The organism is Polaribacter atrinae (assembly GCF_038023995.1).
In the GTDB taxonomy this organism is placed as follows: Bacteria; Bacteroidota; Bacteroidia; order Flavobacteriales; family Flavobacteriaceae; genus Polaribacter; species Polaribacter atrinae.
In genome coordinates, this window is sequence record NZ_CP150660.1 from 3,493,079 (window position 1) to 3,512,135 (window position 19,057).

General features: G+C 30.3%; 17 protein-coding genes and 3 tRNA genes. 15 read left to right on the plus strand and 5 right to left on the minus strand.

Annotated elements, in window-relative coordinates; all coding sequences use genetic code 11:
* Nucleotides 1–7: 7 nt before the first annotated feature.
* Nucleotides 8–2,572, minus strand: coding sequence for an ATP-dependent Clp protease ATP-binding subunit (locus WG945_RS15265; RefSeq protein ID WP_068451701.1), 2,565 nt, complete (start codon nt 2,570–2,572; stop codon nt 8–10).
* 273 nt (nt 2,573–2,845) lie between these two features.
* On the opposite strand from WG945_RS15265, the gene gyrA reads away from it, so the two are divergent.
* A complete protein-coding gene (gyrA, locus tag WG945_RS15270; RefSeq protein WP_068451704.1) occupies nt 2,846–5,383 on the plus strand; it encodes a DNA gyrase subunit A in 2,538 nt (845 codons plus the stop codon).
* Nucleotides 5,367–6,650 (plus strand): tetratricopeptide repeat protein, encoded by a 1,284-nt coding sequence (locus WG945_RS15275; RefSeq protein WP_231874689.1) that lies wholly within the window; start codon nt 5,367–5,369, stop codon nt 6,648–6,650. Before gyrA ends, WG945_RS15275 begins: the two co-directional genes overlap by 17 nt.
* Nucleotides 6,651–6,702: 52 nt before the next feature.
* On the opposite strand, the gene WG945_RS15280 is transcribed toward WG945_RS15275, so the two are convergent.
* Together WG945_RS15280 and WG945_RS15285 are read right to left on the minus strand one after the other, a co-directional pair.
* The gene (locus tag WG945_RS15280) at nt 6,703–7,473 is read right to left on the minus strand and encodes a C40 family peptidase (RefSeq protein WP_068451707.1); all 771 of its coding nucleotides are present in this window, start codon (nt 7,471–7,473) and stop codon (nt 6,703–6,705) included.
* A gap of 37 nt (nt 7,474–7,510) precedes the next feature.
* Complete coding sequence (locus WG945_RS15285) at nt 7,511–8,689, minus strand: acetyl-CoA C-acyltransferase (protein ID WP_068451710.1); 1,179 nt, start codon at nt 8,687–8,689, stop codon at nt 7,511–7,513.
* 134 nt (nt 8,690–8,823) lie between these two features.
* Here WG945_RS15285 and WG945_RS15290 point away from each other — a divergent pair, with 134 nt between their 5' ends.
* The 4 genes from WG945_RS15290 (at nt 8,824) to WG945_RS15305 (ending at nt 11,267) form a co-directional block, all read left to right on the plus strand.
* Nucleotides 8,824–10,887: an HD family phosphohydrolase gene (locus WG945_RS15290; protein WP_068451713.1), complete on the plus strand. Its 2,064-nt coding sequence runs from the start codon at nt 8,824–8,826 to the stop codon at nt 10,885–10,887.
* Between the two features lie 104 nt (nt 10,888–10,991).
* Nucleotides 10,992–11,073 (plus strand) — tRNA-Ser (locus WG945_RS15295).
* A 15-nt stretch (nt 11,074–11,088) separates the two neighbouring features.
* Nucleotides 11,089–11,163, plus strand: a tRNA-Pro gene (locus tag WG945_RS15300).
* Nucleotides 11,164–11,193: 30 nt separating this feature from the next.
* A tRNA-Arg gene (locus WG945_RS15305) sits at nt 11,194–11,267 on the plus strand.
* A gap of 224 nt (nt 11,268–11,491) precedes the next feature.
* Here the strand turns inward: WG945_RS15305 and WG945_RS15310 are convergent.
* Entirely contained in the window at nt 11,492–11,821 is a 330-nt protein-coding gene (locus tag WG945_RS15310) for a YegP family protein (protein WP_068451714.1), read from the minus strand.
* 101 nt (nt 11,822–11,922) lie between these two features.
* On the opposite strand from WG945_RS15310, the gene WG945_RS15315 reads away from it, so the two are divergent.
* Nucleotides 11,923–13,104, plus strand: coding sequence for a site-specific integrase (locus WG945_RS15315; RefSeq protein WP_068451715.1), 1,182 nt, complete (start codon nt 11,923–11,925; stop codon nt 13,102–13,104).
* 81 nt (nt 13,105–13,185) lie between these two features.
* Here the strand turns inward: WG945_RS15315 and WG945_RS15320 are convergent, their stop codons facing one another.
* Complete coding sequence (locus tag WG945_RS15320) at nt 13,186–13,386, minus strand: helix-turn-helix domain-containing protein (protein ID WP_068451716.1); 201 nt, start codon at nt 13,384–13,386, stop codon at nt 13,186–13,188.
* A 109-nt stretch (nt 13,387–13,495) separates the two neighbouring features.
* On the opposite strand from WG945_RS15320, the gene WG945_RS15325 reads away from it, so the two are divergent.
* The 8 genes from WG945_RS15325 (at nt 13,496) to WG945_RS15360 (ending at nt 18,734) form a co-directional block, all read left to right on the plus strand.
* Nucleotides 13,496–14,056: a hypothetical protein gene (locus WG945_RS15325; protein WP_157603705.1), complete on the plus strand. Its 561-nt coding sequence runs from the start codon at nt 13,496–13,498 to the stop codon at nt 14,054–14,056.
* A 13-nt stretch (nt 14,057–14,069) separates the two neighbouring features.
* The gene (locus WG945_RS15330) at nt 14,070–14,414 is read left to right on the plus strand and encodes a hypothetical protein (RefSeq protein WP_157603706.1); all 345 of its coding nucleotides are present in this window, start codon (nt 14,070–14,072) and stop codon (nt 14,412–14,414) included.
* A 30-nt stretch (nt 14,415–14,444) separates the two neighbouring features.
* Nucleotides 14,445–14,990, plus strand: coding sequence for an XAC2610-related protein (locus WG945_RS15335; RefSeq protein ID WP_068451728.1), 546 nt, complete (start codon nt 14,445–14,447; stop codon nt 14,988–14,990).
* 188 nt (nt 14,991–15,178) lie between these two features.
* Nucleotides 15,179–15,922, plus strand: coding sequence for a hypothetical protein (locus WG945_RS15340; RefSeq protein WP_068451731.1), 744 nt, complete (start codon nt 15,179–15,181; stop codon nt 15,920–15,922).
* A gap of 186 nt (nt 15,923–16,108) precedes the next feature.
* Nucleotides 16,109–16,453 carry a hypothetical protein gene (locus WG945_RS15345; RefSeq protein WP_068451734.1) on the plus strand — a complete coding sequence of 115 codons (345 nt, stop codon included), beginning with the start codon at nt 16,109–16,111 and terminating at the stop codon, nt 16,451–16,453.
* 119 nt (nt 16,454–16,572) lie between these two features.
* Nucleotides 16,573–17,463: an AAA family ATPase gene (locus WG945_RS15350; RefSeq protein ID WP_068451736.1), complete on the plus strand. Its 891-nt coding sequence runs from the start codon at nt 16,573–16,575 to the stop codon at nt 17,461–17,463.
* Nucleotides 17,447–18,436, plus strand: coding sequence for a DUF3871 family protein (locus tag WG945_RS15355; protein WP_068451739.1), 990 nt, complete (start codon nt 17,447–17,449; stop codon nt 18,434–18,436). Before WG945_RS15350 ends, WG945_RS15355 begins: the two co-directional genes overlap by 17 nt.
* Before the next feature lie 37 nt (nt 18,437–18,473).
* The gene (locus WG945_RS15360; protein WP_068451743.1) at nt 18,474–18,734 is read left to right on the plus strand and encodes a hypothetical protein; all 261 of its coding nucleotides are present in this window, start codon (nt 18,474–18,476) and stop codon (nt 18,732–18,734) included.
* Nucleotides 18,735–19,057: the final 323 nt, after the last annotated feature.

Here is a 19,057-nt window from a genome sequence, read left to right on the forward strand (position 1 = left end):
TATAATTTTAAGATTCCTTTTCGGTTTCAGTTCTTGTTTCAGGTTTCTTTATGCCTTTTTCAATGGTAATGGTGAGTTTGTTTTCTTTCTCATCCAAATCCATATTTATGGTGTCACCTTCATAAAGTTTAGAATTTACAATTTCTTCAGCTAAAGCATCTTCAATGTATTTTTGTATTGCTCTTTTAAGTGGTCTAGCTCCGTATTTCTTGTCAAAACCTTTGTCAGCAATATAGTCTTTTGCTTTTTCGCTTAGTTTTAAAGTATATCCTAAATCTGAAATTCTGTTTAATAGTTTATCTAATTCGATATCTATAATTTTATGAATATCATCTCTTTCTAAAGCGTTAAATACAATTACATCATCTATTCTATTTAAAAACTCAGGGGCAAAAGATTTCTTTAATGCACCTTCTAGTACAGATTTTGCATGTTCATCTGCTTGTGCTGCTTTAGTAGCTGTACCAAAACCGACACCGCCACCAAAGTCTTTTAATTGACGTGCACCAATGTTAGAAGTCATAATAATTATGGTATTTCTAAAATCGATTTTTCTACCTAAACTATCGGTAATGTGACCATCATCTAAAATTTGAAGCAACATGTTAAACACATCTGGATGCGCTTTTTCTATTTCATCTAATAAGACTACAGAGTATGGTTTTCTTCTTACTTTTTCAGTAAGTTGTCCGCCTTCTTCGTAACCAACATATCCCGGAGGTGCTCCAATTAAACGAGAGATTGCAAATTTTTCCATGTATTCACTCATGTCAATTCTAATTAAAGAATCGTCAGAGTCGAATAACTCACGTGCTAGTACTTTTGCTAATTGCGTTTTACCAACACCGGTTTGTCCTAAGAAAATAAATGAACCAATAGGTTTGTTTGGGTCTTTTAGTCCAACTCTATTTCTTTGAATAGCTTTTACTACTTTGGTAACTGCTTCGTTTTGTCCAATTACTTTTCCTTTTATTAAGGCAGGTAATTCGTGTAATCTATTAGTTTCTGCTTCTGCAACTCTATTAACAGGGATTCCTGTCATCATAGAAACCACTTCTGCTACATTGTCTTCCGTTACAATTTCTCTATTTAATTTAGAGTCTTCTTCCCATTGATTTTGAGCAGAATTTAAAGCTGCTTCCATGTTTTTTTCATCGTCACGTAACTTGGCAGCTTCTTCATATTTCTGTCCGTTTACAGCTTTGGTTTTTTGCTCTCTAATAGTTTCTAATTTAGATTCTAGCTCTAAAACTTGCTGTGGAACCACAATATTTGTAATATGAATTCTAGAGCCAGCTTCGTCTAAAGCATCAATTGCCTTGTCTGGTAGGTATCTATCCGTCATGTATCTACTTGTTAGTTTTACACAAGCTTCAATAGCATCGTCTGTATAGTTTACATGGTGATGTTCTTCATATTTGCTTTTTATATTTTGTAAAATTTGTATCGTTTCATCTATCGAAGTAGGATCTACAATTACCTTTTGAAAACGACGTTCTAACGCGCCATCTTTTTCTATATTGGTTCTAAATTCATCCAACGTAGTTGCACCAATACATTGTATTTCTCCTCTTGCTAAAGCGGGTTTTAACATGTTAGATGCGTCTAGAGAACCTGTTGCTCCACCGGCACCAACAATGGTGTGAATTTCATCAATAAAAAGAATGATATCATCATTTTTTTCAAGTTCATTCATTAAGGCTTTCATACGTTCTTCAAACTGACCACGGTATTTTGTGCCCGCAACCAAGCTTGCTAAATCTAAAGAAACAATACGTTTGTCAAATAAAATTCTAGAAACTTTTCTTTCAATAATTCGTAAAGCTAAGCCTTCTGCTATGGCAGATTTACCAACACCTGGTTCTCCAATTAACATTGGATTGTTTTTCTTTCTTCTACTTAAAATTTGAGAAACTCGTTCTATTTCTTTCTGTCTACCAACAACCGGATCTAATTTTCCTTTTTCTGCTAAATCAGTTAAGTCTCTACCAAAATTATCTAGTACTGGAGTCTTCGATTTTTTTACTGTTTTTCCTTTTTGAGTTTGATCAAAAGGGTTTGATTTTTCTGAAGCAAATTCATCGTCAGAGGGTGTTTCTGCAATAGGGTTTATCGGCAACTCTATATCATCTACATGTAGTTGTTTGTAAAGCGTTTTAGCGTCATCATAATTTACATGATATTTGTGAATCAACTTTGTGGTTGGGTCGTTTTCATTTCTTAGAATACAAAGTAATAAATGTGCCGTATCTATAGATTCACTTTGATATAATTTAGCTTCTAAAAAAGTGGTTTTTAACGCTTTTTCTGCTTGTCTTGTTAATCGTAAACTTGGCTTATCTGTACTTTCTGTAAACGTTGGGTTTACAGGGTTTAATTGTTCTAGTTTTTTGCGCAATAAAACAAAATCAACATCAAATGCTGTTAATATTTCTACTGCTTTTCCTTCTCCTTGTCTTATTAAACCTAGTAAAAGATGTTCTGTTCCAATAAATTCTTGCCCTAAACGTAGCGCTTCTTCTTTACTGAAAGTAATTACATCTCTAACCTTTGGTGAAAAATTATCGTCCATATTTCTATCTGTCTATAATTGATGTGTTGTAAATTTAGTCCTTTTTTTTGTAGATAATTACAAAAAAGATGCCAATGGTAAAAAACTGACAGTTTGACTAAGATACCAAGGTAGAAAACTCTTGTAAATCAAGCAAATAAAATATTGTTAAAAATTATGAAATAATGTTGATAACTCTACTGAATTACAAGTGCTAAAACCTTTGTAAAAACAAGGAAAAATAGTAACTTGCCTTGTTTTAAAAAAATGACGTAAAATTAATCAAATATAAATATGGCAGACGGAGAAAAGTTAATTCCGATTAACATTGAAGAACAGATGAAAGCTGCGTACATCGATTACTCGATGTCAGTAATTGTTTCAAGAGCATTACCAGATGTAAGAGATGGGTTAAAGCCTGTTCATAGAAGGGTTTTGTTTGGTATGCACGAGTTAGGGATTAAAGCTACAGGTTCATATAAGAAATCTGCAAGAATTGTTGGGGAAGTTTTAGGTAAGTATCACCCACACGGAGATACTTCTGTTTATGATTCTATGGTGCGTATGGCACAAAGCTGGAGTGTACGTTATATGATGGTTGATGGTCAAGGGAACTTTGGTTCTGTAGATGGAGATTCGCCAGCAGCAATGCGTTATACTGAGGTTAGAATGCAAAAAATATCAGAAGATATGTTGGCTGATATTGATAAAGAAACTGTAGATCATCGATTAAATTTTGATGATACTTTGCAAGAACCAACCGTTTTACCAACTCGTATTCCAAATTTATTGGTAAACGGAGCTTCTGGTATTGCAGTAGGTATGGCAACTAATATGGCTCCACATAACTTAACAGAAGTTATAAATGGTACCATGGCATATATTGATAATAGAGATATTGAGATAGATGAATTAATGCAACACATTACAGCACCAGATTTTCCTACAGGAGGAATTATCTATGGTTACGATGGTGTAAGAGATGCATTTCATACTGGTCGTGGACGTATTGTTATGCGTGCTAAAGCTATTATTGAAGAGGTTAAAGGACGTGAGTGCATTGTTGTTACAGAGATCCCTTACCAAGTGAATAAAGCAGAAATGATTAAAAAAACTGCTGATCTTGTAAATGAAAAAAAATTAGAAGGAATTGCGAATATTCGTGATGAGTCTGATAGAAACGGAATGCGTATTGTGTACATTTTAAAACGTGATGCAATACCTAACATCGTTTTAAATAAACTATTTAAGTATACACAATTACAGACTTCTTTTAGTGTAAATAATATTGCTTTGGTTAATGGTAGACCAGAACAATTAAACTTAAAAGAGTTAATTCATTATTTTGTTGAACATAGACATGAAGTAATTGTTCGTAGAACAGAATTTTTACTTAAAAAAGCAGAAGCTAGAGCACATATTTTAGAAGGGTTAATTATTGCTTCGGATAATATTGATGAGGTAATTAAAATTATTAGAGCTTCTAATAATGCAGATGAAGCTAGAGAGAGTTTAATTGAGCGTTTTGAATTATCTGAAATTCAAGCAAAAGCAATTGTAGAAATGCGTTTGCGTCAATTAACAGGACTAGAGCAAGATAAATTACGTGCTGAGTTTGATGAAATTATGTTAACAATAACTGATTTAAAAGATATTTTAGCAAACGAACCTAGACGATACGATATTATAAAGGAAGAATTATCACTTATAAAAGATAAATATGGTGATGAGCGTAGATCTGTAATAGAGTTTGCTGGTGGAGATATGCGTATTGAAGACATGATTCCTGATACCAAAGTAGTTGTAACAATTTCTAATGCAGGATATTTAAAACGTACAAACTTAGAGGAGTATAAAGTTCAGAATAGAGGAGGTAGAGGTCAAAAAGGAGCAACTACTAGAAATGAAGATTTCTTAGAGCATTTATTTGTTGGTACAAACCACCAATATATGATGTTCTTTACCCAAAAAGGAAAAGTATTCTGGATGCGAGTATATGAAATTCCAGAAGGTGGTAAAAACACCAAAGGTAGAGCAATGCAAAACCTTATTAATATAGAGCAAGACGATAGTGTAAAGGCGTTTTTAGTAACTCAAGATTTAAAAGATGAAGAGTATGTAAATAACCATTATGTTATTATGGCAACAAAGAAAGGTCAGGTTAAAAAGACTTCTTTAGAGCAATACTCTAGACCAAGAACAAATGGTATTAATGCAATTACTATTAAGGACGGTGATGAATTATTAGAAGCGAAGTTAACAACTGGAGACAGTCAAGTTATGTTAGCGTTAGCGTCTGGTAAGTCTATTCGTTTCGAAGAAGCAAAAACACGCCCAATGGGAAGAACTGCTTCAGGAGTAAGAGGTATTACTTTACAACATGAAAATGATGAGGTAATAGGTATGGTTGCTGTAAATGATATGGAAAGCAACATACTTGTTGTGTCTGAAAAAGGATACGGTAAGCGTTCTAAATTAGAAGATTATAGAATTACTAATAGAGGAGGTAAAGGTGTTAAAACTTTAAATATTTCTGAGAAAACAGGTAATTTAGTAGCTATTAAGAATGTAGATGATTCTAACGATTTAATGATTATAAATAAATCTGGATTAACTATTAGAATGGCTGTTGAAGATTTAAGAGTTATGGGACGTGCAACACAAGGAGTTCGTTTAATAAATATTAAAGATTCAGACAGTATTGCTGCGGTTGCTAAAGTTGCTCATGAAGAAGAAGTAGTAGAAGAAGAAGCGATTGAGGGAGAAGGTGCTGAAGGAGAAACAGAGAATGGCACGGAAATTGAAAATGATTCAAATGAAAATCAAGAATAACAATAAATTAATAATTAGTAAAATGAAAAATCAAATATTAGCGTTAACAGTTGGTTTCTTATCAATAGCTTCTTTTGCGCAAAAAGATGAACTAAAAGCTGCTGAAAAGGCAATTAAAAAAGGTGAATTTAAAGAGGCGAAAGCAGCATTAGCTGGTTTAGAAGCTACAGAAGATTCAATGGATTCAAAATATAAAGCAAAGTATTACTTTTTAAAAGGATCTGCTTTTGGAAGTTCGAATGCAGAGAAGGCAGCAGCAGCATATAATAAATTAATAGCTTACGAAAAAGAAATTGGAAAGCAGAAATATACTAAAGAAGCAGAGCCTAAATTAAATGAATTAATACAGTCTGTTTCTAAAAATGCAATTAAAGCATACAACGAGCAAGACTATAAAAATGCAACAAGTGATTTTTATTTAACATACAAATTAAGTCCTAAAGATACTTCTTTCTTGTACAATGCGGCTTTAAGTTCTTCTTTAGCTAAGGATTATGATGGGGCTTTAAAGTATTATAAAGAGTTGCAAGAGATTAAATATACAGGTATTACTACCCAATATATTGCTGTTAATAAAGAAACAGGTGAAGAGGAAGATTTAGGAACTAAGGCAAATAGAGATGCAATGATTAAGTTTGGGAAATATACAAACCCAAGTAATAAAAATACCGAATCTAAGCAAGCAGAAATCATTAAAAATATTGGTTACATCTACGTAAATCAAGGGAAACCAGAATTGGCTGTTGAAGCTTTAGAAGAAGCTAGAAAATCTAATCCTAAAGACATCAATTTATTATTAAACCAAGCTCAAATGTACATTGAACTTGAAAAAATGGATAAATTTGGAGAGTTAATGAAAGAAGCTGTAGAGCTTGATCCTACAAATCCAACCTTATTTTTTAACTTAGGTGTTGTAAATGCTCAAGAAAATCATATTGAAGAAGCAATTGGATTTTATGAAAAAGCTATCGAATTAAATCCAGAGTATGGAGACGCTTATTTAAATTTAGGAGTTACTATTTTAAATAAAAGAATAGAGGTTATTAATGAGATGAATGAAAATTTATCGAATGAAAAGAAATACACAGAATTAGAAGGAGAGTTAAAAGTTATTTGTAAAGAAGCTTTACCTTATATTGTTAAAGCTGATAAGCTTGGTAGAACAGAAGGGACTGTAAGTACTTTATTAAATATTTATGATACTTTAGAAATGACATCTGAAGCAGATGCTTTAAGACCAATTTATAAAGAAATGAGAGGTCAATAATTAAGACTTTTTACTTAAAAAAAACCGAAACTATTTTTAGTTTCGGTTTTTTTTATATCATTTTTTTTATAATTCTTAATTTGTGTGTATGTTTTTGGAGCTCGGCATTAAAAATACCACTATGATCTAATGTGTCAATTCTCACTTTACCATGAGCGTGTATAATATGATAGTCGCTTAAAATTATTCCAACATGAATAATCTCTCCTTCTTCATTGTCAAAAAAAGCCAAATCACCAGCCTCACTTTCTTCTATAAAACTTAAAACTTCACCTTGCGTAGCTTGCTGGTTAGCATCTCTTAAAAGTTTATATCCACAAAGTTTGTAAACCATTTGTGTAAAGCCAGAACAATCAATACCAAAAGGAGTTTTTCCTCCCCATAAAAAAGGAGTGTTTAAATAATTAAAAGCAGTTTGTGCAATTTTATTTTTAGATTTTTCTTCTGATAAAACGGCTCCTTCATATATATATAACTCTGAGTTAATTTGAAGCTTACCTGCATTGTAAAATGGCAAATTAGCTCCTAGAGGAATTGTGGTTAACTCATTTTTATTATTGGTAATAAAATCAATCATTTCTCCTGAAAAATATTGCTTCTCAGTCTTTAGTTTTAAATAGAAATCTTCTGTGATTTCTGTATATTGTTTATTATCTATAAATCCTTCATAGTTATCAAAAGTCAAACGAATTTTACTCCATTCTTTTTGTTTTTCAATCACTTCAAAAGCTTCACCAAATAAAAGTTGGCTCGTCATTTCTGATTGGTTTGATTCTTCTGCTCTTAAAGGAACAATGCTTAAATTACAAATGCCGTATAACAAGTTATGAGTTTTGAGTTTAAATGTTGAATTAAATCTTTTACGAAATTCGTTCTATAACAAAAGCACTTGCTCCACCACCACCATTACAAATAGCTGCGGCACCAATTTTGGCTTTATTTTGTTTTAAAATAGAAGTTAAAGCAATTACTATTCTAGCTCCAGAAACCCCTAATGGATGCCCTAAAGAAACAGCGCCTCCATTTACATTTACTTTATCATCTGTAATGCCTAAAATTTTCATATTAGCCAATCCAACAATAGAAAAAGCTTCGTTTAATTCAAAATAATCTACATCATCAATAGAAATATTTGCTTTAGCTAAGGCTTTTGGTAATGCTTTAGCTGGCGCTGTTGTAAACCATTCTGGTTCATGAGCAGCATCTGCATAACTGATTACTTTTGCTAAAGGCTTAATGTTTAGTTCTTTTGCTTTATCTGCAGACATTAATACTAACGCAGCACCACCGTCATTAATTGTAGAGGCGTTTGCAGCAGTAACAGTTCCATCTTTTGTAAAAGCAGCTCTTAATGTAGGGATTTTATCCATTCTTACATTCTTGTATTCTTCATCTTCAGAAAATACAATTGGTTCTCCACGTCTTTGAGGAATTTCTACAGGTACAATTTCATCAGCATATTTTCCATCACTCCAAGCTTTTGCAGAGCGATTATAAGATTGTACAGCAAATGCATCTTGATCTTCTCTAGAAAAATGATATTCAGTAGCACAAGCATCTGCACAAACACCCATTGGTATATTGTCGTACGCATCTACTAATCCATCCTTTTGCAGGCCATCTTCCATGGTAATTGGTCCAAATTTAGATCCTTTTCTTGCGTGTTGATAATGAGGAATAGAACTCATGTTTTCCATACCACCTGCAACCACTATATCAGCATCGCCTAAAGCAATGGTTTGAGCTGCTAACATTATAGATTTCATGCCAGAAGCACATACTTTATTTACGGTAGTACAAGGTACTGTATTTGGTATTCCTGCAAAAATGGCTGCTTGTCTTGCTGGAGCTTGACCTAAACCTGCAGAAACTACATTACCCATAAAAACTTCTTCAACCAAATTTGGATTTAAATTTATTTTTTCTAAAGCTCCTTTTATAGCAATTGCTCCTAATTTAGGGGCAGCGATGGTAGATAAACTTCCCATAAAGCTTCCTATTGGAGTTCTGGCTACAGATACAATTACGACTTCTTTCATAAATATAGTGTTTATTTTGAGTAAGATTTGTTATGCTAAATTAACTATTTTTAATCAATTTTAGTTTTATTATTCTACTTGAATTTCTGAGCTTAACTTTTTTATGGTAAGTTTGTGGTAAGAAGATAAATTTTATGAGTAATATAGTTAATAAACTGTACCAAAACAATGCCATTATTTATAAGGTAATTTTGTTTTTAGTTGCCACTGTTGCAATTGTTTATTTGTTTCCAAAAGGAGGTCAATTTAAATATGACTTTAATAATGGGCAGCTTTGGAAATACGATAATTTATATGCGCCTTTTGATTTTTCTATTCAAAAAACTGCAGAAGAAATTGCTATAGAAAAAAAGGAAATTTCTGAAAATTCGAAAGTATATTTTTTACATGATTTGGAGGTGGAAAATAATGTAAAATCAAATTATAAAAGAAGAATTTCGTTATTAAAACAATCGGATTCTTTAAGTTTAGATGAGGTTGCAAACGTATCTAAAATTGGTCAGAAAGTTATAGATAACATCTACAAGAGAGGTTTTTTAGAAGTAGTAAGTCAAGAACGGGTATCAAATAAAAATGAAATAGTTGCTCTTAGAAAAGGGAATGAAGTAGAAGATGTTTTGTTTAAAAACCTGTTAACATCAAAAGAAGTTTTAGAAATAATTAGAAGTAATTTAGAAGCAGAAAAATCTTTTTATGGTAAAAAAATATTATTAAATTTATTATCCGAAATTATAAAACCGAACATCTATTTTGACAATCTTTATACTGATAAAGTAATTGAGAACGCAATAAAAAATATTTCTTATACAAAAGGAATAGTTGAGTCTGGTAAGTTAATTATCTTAAAAGGGGATATTGTAGAGGGAAAAAAACTAGCAATCTTAAATTCTTTAAAAACTGAATCTGAATCTCAGGTTTGGACCGACTCCAATTATAATTGGATTATCTTAGGTTATACTATTTTAGTCTCTCTAGCTTTATTGATGCTTTTATTATTCTTAAAAAAGTATAGAGTAGAAATATATGACAATAATAACAAGGTTACCTTTATATTTTTCAATGTTTTTTTAATGATTTTTATACAAACATTGGTTATAAAGTACAATACAGACTATTTATATGTGGTTCCTTTAAGTGTGTTGCCAATAGTTTTAAAAGCGTTCTTTGATGCTCGTTTGGGGCTATTTACACATGTTTTAACAGTATTGCTTTTAGGATATATTGTACCCAATAGTTTTGAGTTTATATACTTACACATTATTGCAGGTATGGTTACAATACTTACCGTTTCTGAACTTTATAAAAGAGGGAATTTGTTTATCTCTGTTGCGCAAATTACGCTTATTTATATGATTACTTATTTTGCTTTTTCTATCATTAAAGAAGGAAATGCTTCTCAAATAAATTGGAATTATTTTATGCTTTTTGCAGCCAATGGTCTTTTATCCTTTTTATCAATAATTATAATATATATGTATGAAAAGGTTTTTGGTTTAATGTCTGATATTACCTTATTAGAGCTTTCTAACACAAATGCGAAGCTTTTAAGAGAGTTAAACGAAAAAGCTCCAGGTACATTTCAGCATTCCATGCAAGTAGCTAATTTAGCAGAAGCTGCAGCTAATGAAATAGGAGCCAATTCTATGTTGGTTAGAACAGGGGCTTTATATCATGATATTGGTAAAATATTAAATCCAATGTATTTTACAGAAAATCAATCTACCGGGGTTAATCCGCACAACGATTTATCTCCAAGGGATAGTTCTAAAATAATTACAGATCATGTTATTAAAGGGGTAGAGTTGGCTAAAAAATACAAGTTACCAGATAGAATTATAGATTTTATAAGAACACATCATGGTACAAGTTCTACTTATTACTTTTATAAAAAAGAACAAGAATTAAACCCCGACACAAAAGTAGATATAAAGAAGTTTCAATATCAAGGCCCTATTCCTTTTTCTAAAGAGACAGCAATCTTAATGATGTGTGATGCTTCGGAAGCAGCGTCTAAAAGTTTAACAAAACCAACAGCTTTATCTATTAGTAATTTGATAGATAAAATTATAAGTAAACAAATGGCTGATAATCAGTTTTTAAATTCGAATATAACCTTTAGAGAGATCGAAATTATAAAGAAAGTGATCAAGAAAAAGCTGATGAATATCTATCATTTAAGGGTCGAATATCCAGAATAAAAAAAATAATTTAAAAAAAAATCAAAAAAGGCTTGTGTAATCCTTTTAATGTCTTAAATTTGCACTCGCAATTTCAAGGTTATGTTTTAAACGTAACGCCGAAAGGAGAGATGGCAGAGTGGTAATGCAGCAGATTGCTAATCTGTCGACCTTAGGGTCGCCAGGGTTCGAGTCCCTGTCTCTCCGCTAAGAAATTGCATTCGGGGTGTAGCGTAGCCCGGTCATCGCGCCTCGTTTGGGACGAGGAGGTCGCAGGTTCGAATCCTGCCACCCCGACACAGTTGGTCGTAACAACTTAAAAATTACGGGCTCTTAGCTCAGCTGGATAGAGCACCTCCCTTCTAAGGAGGCGGTCGAAGGTTCGAATCCTTCAGGGCTCACTTAAAGCTTCACAGAAATGTGAGGCTTTTTTGTTTTCTATAGGTTTTGTAAGGGTTTAGAGTGTTTTACAGTATTATATCAAATTTACCTAAATCATCATTTTTATAAAGAATAAGGTATATTAAAAGTACCCCACTTTTTCTAAAAGTACCCCTTTTTAAATTAGATATAAAAAAATGGAGCTCATATTTAAGCTCCAAATAATTAAAAATAGATTTATTTTTTATGATATATCTTCAGTAGCAGCTGATGGTGCATTTTTCTTTACAGATGCTATACCATTATCTCTTCCACTTGTACTTTCATACATTTCACTAGAACCTATAATCTGTCCATTACTAGCTTTTAAATTAAAATATGGCTTTCCATTAGTTGATGTCTTTTTATCAAATTTAGAGTCATCTTGAGAGTTAGTTTTAACAGATGAAATACCATTTTCACAACCTGCTTTTGAAGAATACCCCTCACTAGTTAATATTACTTGACCATTATCAGCTTTCAAGTTAAACTGAAACTCTCCATTGGTTCTTTTAGAAATAACAAATTTCCCCATTCTTATAAATTTTTAGATTAATAAAATTAAAGGTATAAAAAATATATAAATACCTGTCTAAAAGTTTTTCACAATTCATTAACAATCAAAAAGATAAAACTATGATATCATATAAATTACACATTCTATTTTACATAGATAAAGTCAAAATAAACCAGAAAGGGCAATGTCCTATGAAATGTAGAATTACTTATAAGAAAACAAGAAAGCAATTTTCTATAGGGATATTTATTGACCCTAATATTTGGTTAAGTAAGAAACAAAAAGCTTCCCCACAAAACAAAGAAAACATCATTTTAAACAACAAATTAAGCCTTATTCATCAACAGATAGATAAGGCTTTTTTAATGCTTCAAATCCTGCCAAATGAGTTTGATGTAGATGATATTTATAGAAAATATAAAGGAGAAGATTCTAAAGAAGAAATTACAATTTTGGGAGCTTATGATTTACATAATAATAAGACAGAAAAATTAATTGGAATTGATTTTAATAAATTGTCTTGGAGCAGGTATGTGGAAAGTAGAAGGAAAGTAGCGTTATTTATTACTAAATTCTATAAAAGAAAGGACGTCAAATTAAATGACTTAGATTTAAAATTTATTCAAGATTTAGAATATTTCTTTAAAACAGATTTAAAACTAAAACAAGCTACTGTTTATAGAAGCATCCAGCGAGTAAAGAAAATTATTCAGTTTGCAATTTCAGAGAACTATTTGAAGAAAGATCCATTTCATCTATATAAAAATAAGAAGCATAAAACAGTTATTATTTATTTGACAGATGTAGAGTTAAAGAAGTTAGAGAAACACAATTTTAGTCAAGTGAGATTACAGCAAGTAAAAGATATGTTTATATTCTGTTGTTACACAGGTTTAGCTTATACAGAAATGTCAACTTTGACAACTAAAAATATAGAAATTGGTTTTGATGGTAAAGAATGGATTCAGATGATACGTAAAAAAACGAATAGGAAAATATCTATTCCAATTTTACCAAAAGCAAGAGAGATTTTAGATAAGTATGATGACAAGTTGCCAACTTTAAGTAACCAAAAGTTTAATTCATATTTAAAAGAGATTTCGGAGTTAGTTGGTATTAATAAAAAATTAACCCATCATACTGCAAGAAAAACTTTTGCGACAACAGTATTATTATTTAACAATGTACCTATGGAAATTGTATCGGAATTATTGGGTCATTCTAATATGAATGTAACGCAATCTCATTATGGTAAAATTGTGCAAAAGAAAGTCAGTGATGAAGTTAATAGGCTTTATTAAAATAAAAACTCCACTTCTATAGAGAGGTGGAGTAAATTGCTATGAAAAAGAAAAAAGAAATTTCTTTCTATTCAAATATAGTTATTTAAAATCAAATAAATCTTTGACTTCAATATTCAATGCTTTTGCTAATACAAATAAAGTTGAAATAGTGGTATTTATTTCTCCTCTTTCAATTCTACCTATTTGTGATATTGATATATCGCAATCATTTGCTAAATCTTCTTGTGAAAGATTACAATTATTACGGAGTTTCTTTAGGTTTAAACCAAAAGCCCTCATAAACTCAATATTCTTAACTTTTATCACACAGTAAAAGTGAATAAACTTGTAATAAATAATAGACGCATATATGCGTTTTATGTTTATATTTACTAAAAAAAATAAAATTATGAAGAACACTTTTTTAACCTTATTAGTATTATGTCTGTTTTTACTAACTTCTTGCTTCACTTATTCACAAGATGAGAAAGACACACAAGAATTTATTATAGAAAAGTATAAAGAAAATCAATTAAAAATATATACCCCTTCATTTATTTTTTTTTCGAATAATATTTTTAGAGTTGATGCTGAGTTTTTTGCCAACAGAAAATTATCAGAAAAAGAGTTTGATAATATTTTTATTTATGGTGCGGATATTGAAGTTGGAATTAAAAAAACTCAAATTATTTCTTTCATAGAATCTATTGACATTAGAGACATTACAAAAGTTTCGACAACTAAACAAAATGACAATGAATTTCTTATCTCAATTTATCTTTCAGGAAAATACCCTTCATTAAGATCTGTTCATAATAGTTTGAATGGTGAGGTAAAAAGAAGGAAATATATTTCAAAAATGAAAATTCAAATTGGATCTAACAGAGAGGTAGCTATTCAATTGAAAAAAGCTATTATTCATTTAGGAAAGTTAAGACAAATGAATATTAAAGATGGTGATTTATTTTAAAATAAAAAAAAATATGAAACTCAAATTTAAAATTATAACAATACTTTCAGCTTTCTTATTAGTTAGCTGTTTTACGACACAATCTACATCTAAACAGGTAAAAGAACAAGAATTTAAAGAAATGATGGATTCTTGGGTAGGTTCTTCTAAAAAAGAATTATTAATGAGCTGGGGGAGTGCTGAATCTGTTACTTCAGATGGTGATAATGGCGAAATCATTACATTTAACGTGCTGAAAAGAGCTTATTTAGGAGAATTAGGATATGTTACTGTAAATCATAAATATATGTTTTATATTAATCCTCAAAAAAAAGTTTATCATTGGAACTATAGCAGGAATGGAAGGCAAGGTTATTAATTTGTGTAATAATCTGTAATCAAAAATGAAATGAAAAAACACCTATTATCAATAGTAATATTAATAACAACGATAAATTACGCACAACTAAAGCCATTAAAAGATGCTGATTTATTTACAAAAGAAGTAACTAAAAACACCTCTTTTAAAGTTGATAAGTTTGAATTTAAAATAGAATGGAAAGATAAATTAAGTCATTCCCCTAATTTAGGATATTTAGGGGGTATTGAATCTTTAAAAATATATTCAAAAGGTAGATTAATAAATGATTTTATATCTATAGAAGATGAGGTTGGACTACAAAAATTTATAATTGATTTTTACGACTTTAATTTAGATGGAACAATAGATTTTAGAATTCGTAGAGAGTGTGGAGGTAGTTGTTATTATAGTTACTATTTATCTAACATAAAACTAAATAAGTTTGAAAATCCAAAAGAATGGGATTATATACGTGTTAGAGCTTTAGATTTTAAAAATAAATTGTTGGCAGACCAAGTTGTAAGCGTAAATGAAGGAGCATATGTTTATAAAGTTAAAGGAAACCGATTGATTAAACAGCTAAAAGAAAAATAATGCTTTCATAAATTTTTTATTCTTGACTTTTATTAGTTGTTATAAAGAAGGTGAATTAAATTTTGTCGGATAGTAAAAGTAGTCAAGTATTCTTTAATTTAATAATGAGTTACGGTGAATTGGTTTTTTTGATGTAAAAATATCAGGAGAATCAACAGCTTATAAATCTTGGTGTAAAAATATAAAAGATGATTAAGGTTACTAGATTTGAAAAAGACGGAGAAACAATATGGGTAAAAGATAGTAAATTCTCTGGATGTATTAAAACTACATCAGAATCATTTGACCCTGAAACAGGTTTTATGAATGTGGATACACATATAAACTGGGTTAAAGGTAACTCAGAAGAAGTCGTTGAAAGAATGATTACAAGTGTATCAAAAATGATTGAAACTGGTAAATTAATACCTTATAGAGTATTCTCTGAAACACCTATGTACGAGGGACAAGACCAAGATAGAAAAGTCAATGAAGACGGTTCTCTTGGTGAAGAAATGGGTAGATATTCACAATCTAAACTTGGTTTACCTGAAAAAGCATTAACTATGAATAGAACTTTCATCACGCCCGCATTTGCAAAAGTTAATGCTGATGCGATTAGTTGTACAGTTGCAACTTTTTCTTTAAAAGATGATACATCTTTATTAAAGGAAACAGAAGTTTATAAAGGGACTATTCATAAAAACAACAATGTAGATCATTATAGTCAATATTTTGAAGAAGAAAAAAAAGAGAGACAAAGAAAGGTAGAAGATGAAAAAAGTTTTTCTTGGGTTAAGTCGATATTTTTTTTATTTGGATTACTCTTTGTTTTAATGATATTTTTTGGAGCTTTAAATGGAGTTGGTGAAGTATTGTCAAGTATTCCTTGGTATTTAAATATAGTTCTAACAATAGGTGGGGTCTATGTTATTGCAAAAATTATAGGGTAAAAAAAATAATTTTTTCAAAATTTTTCAAAACTTTTTTTATCAAAAGAGCAAGCTAACCTAATACATCACCCCCTCTTCCGTTTCGTTTGGGGTTACCACCCCTGCACTTCACTTCAGGGGTCACACGCTTCTTTAGCTTTGGAGGTAGTCTCCAAGTAAAGAATAATCTTTAAAATTTAAGAAACTATGGTAAAAATTGTAGGATTTAAGACCTTTGAAAGAAAAGATGGGTCGGAATTTTGTGCATTAATTGTACAAGGAGGAATTGAAGCTGTTAAAAGTAAAGAAACAGGAAAAACTTATTTTACAGCAAGAAAAGTAAATGTTGGCTGTACTTTTGACGAGGAAATGTGTGAAAGTTTAATAGGTTCAGATTTTCCAGGAAGTATTCAAAAAGTTGAGGTAGAGGCATATGAATATGTAATAGAAGAGACAGGTGAAATGATTACGCTTACACATAGCTATGAATATGTAAGTGAGGAAGATAACGTTGTTAAAAGCAATGTTGTAGAAAAAGAATTAGTGTTATAGCTATTTTTTTAGTTAAGATATATTTAGAGAGTTTACAGAAATGTAAGCTCTTTTTTTATGTCTTTTTTTTAGTGAGATACACTCATTAAATTTAATTATAAACAATAATATTTAAAATTATGCAATTACAAAAAGCACAAAGACAGCAAGTAAAATTAAGATTAGGATTGTCTGGAGCATCAGGATTTGGCAAGAGCTATTCAGCGTTATTACTTGCTTATGGAATTACAGAAGATTGGACTAAAATAGCTGTTGTCGATACAGAAAACAATAGTGCGTCACTTTACAGTCATTTAGGAGATTTTAATGTGGTTTCTTTAAATCAGCCTTATAGCCCAGAACGATATATTGAAGCTATTAAGCTTTGTGAAGAAAATCAAATGGAAGTAATCATTATTGATAGCATTACCCACGAATGGCAGGGTAAAGGTGGTTGTTTACAGATACACGAGCAATTAGGTGGTAAATTTCAAGATTGGGCGAAATTAACTCCAAGACATCAAGCTTTTATAGATGCCATTTTACAGTCTAATTGTCACGTTATAACCACTGTTAGAAAGAAAATGGACTACTCAATGGATAGAGATTCAAGTGGCAAGACAAGGGTTGTAAAGCACGGTTTAAAGGATATTACCAGAGAAGGATTTTCTTATGAATTGACCGTTGATTTTGAAATTATTAATGAAAACCATATGGCTAAGGCAACTAAAGATAGAACAGGTTTGTTTATGGATAAGCCAGAGATTTTAATTACAAAAGGAGTTGGTAGAATGTTAATTGATTGGTGTAATCAAGGTGTGTCTATTGCAGATGCTAAAAAGGAAATAGCAGAATGCACAACAGTTGAAGGTTTAAGACATTTATATCAAAAATATTTACCTCTCAAGAAAGAGTTGCACGATACTATCTTATATCGTAAGCAAGAGATTGAATCAGTAAAATCTATGGTAGTAGAAAGAAAAGAAATTATTCATAACAACAAAATGTCAGAAAATGGAACTCGTAGCTAATTATAACCCAATAGAAATGATACAAGAAGTGTCTCAAGTTGTTCAAAAGTCAGCAAGTAATTTTATAGGAGCCAATACAATAGAAGTAAGTTTAGAACATATTCAGAATAAATGCATTGTCCCTGTTTTTGCAAAAGATAATGAAGTTACTATTTCCCATTATGGATTTATAAACTCCGTTAAAGAAGTAGTTGAGTCTGTCTATTCTGATATTAATGTAATAACGCCCTCAATAAGAGCATCACATCAAATAAAAGGTAGAATACCTAGTGCAATTGGTAAACCTGTTAAGGAGTTGTTAGAACACGAAAAAACTATTTATTATGAACGAATGGCTTTTATGATAGAAATACCAAATAAGCAAGTAGTAGTTAATGATCAAATATTAAACCTTACAATTGGAGGAGTTAGAGCATATAATCAAGAAAATTTATTTTCTAAAAAATCAATTGAGAAATTTAAGGTTTTTATTGGTTTTAAAAATACAGTATGTACAAATTTGTGCATCGCTACTGATGGATTGCAATCAGAAATAAGAGTAAGTAGTATTACTGAATTAAAGGAAGGTGTACTTAATTTAATACAGGGTTATAACCAAGAAGCGCATTTAGGTGTTATGGAGAGAATGAGTAAGTTTCAGTTAAGTGAACAGGAGTTTGCTCATTTATTAGGAAAAATGAGAATGTATCATTTTTTAAGTAAAGAGGAAAGAAAAACTAAGTTTCCTTTACAGCTTACAGATTCTCAAATAGGTATAATAACTAAAAATTATTTTACAGATAAGAATTTTAAAAGAGCAAGTAATAAGATGATAAATCTTTGGCAGGTTTATAATTTGTTTACGGAGGCAAACAAGTCGTCTTACATTGATACTAATTTAGAAAGAAATGTCAGTGCGTATGAGTTTATCCAAATGCTAGGTTTTTCTAGAGAAAATAAACAGAATAATTTCTTTAACCATATAATTATATAGCTTTTTTATTAATAAAGTGTAATTCTAAACTGATGAAATGAATGATAAAGAATTAGCAGAATTTTTAAAATATATTTCTCCTTTTGAAATTTATATAGTTAATAGAGAAAATGAATTAGAGTGTTTAAAATGTCCTTTTGAGGTTGTTTTAAAAGAAGATATTTCTTTTTTAAGAAAGCATCAAGTAGTATTTGTAGAGTTGGTAAAAGTTACAAGGGATTTGAAAACTGTTTTTATTATAAGAGGAAAAGCTTTTTTTGCATTTCATTTTTACATTCCAGATATAAATAAAAGATAGAGGTTTTATATTGTATTTTCCATATTACTAATTGTGATATGTTTTGAGACTGATTTTAACTCTTTAAACTAAAATCTTCTGAAAAGGTTATGGATTCAGTATAAGTTTGTTGGGGATAGTTGTTGAATTGTCCTCAACAAAATTGCTGAAAAAATAAAGAGTTTTATTTTTTTAAACACATTAATGAAAAATAATTTAGTTTTTACTTGTGTATTCGTAAAAAAAGTTGTATATTACCAAAGATGGTGAGATACCGTTGATTAAGACTTCAAAAAAATAAAAAAACTACACAAAAAATAAAAAAACTCTAAGACAATAACTAA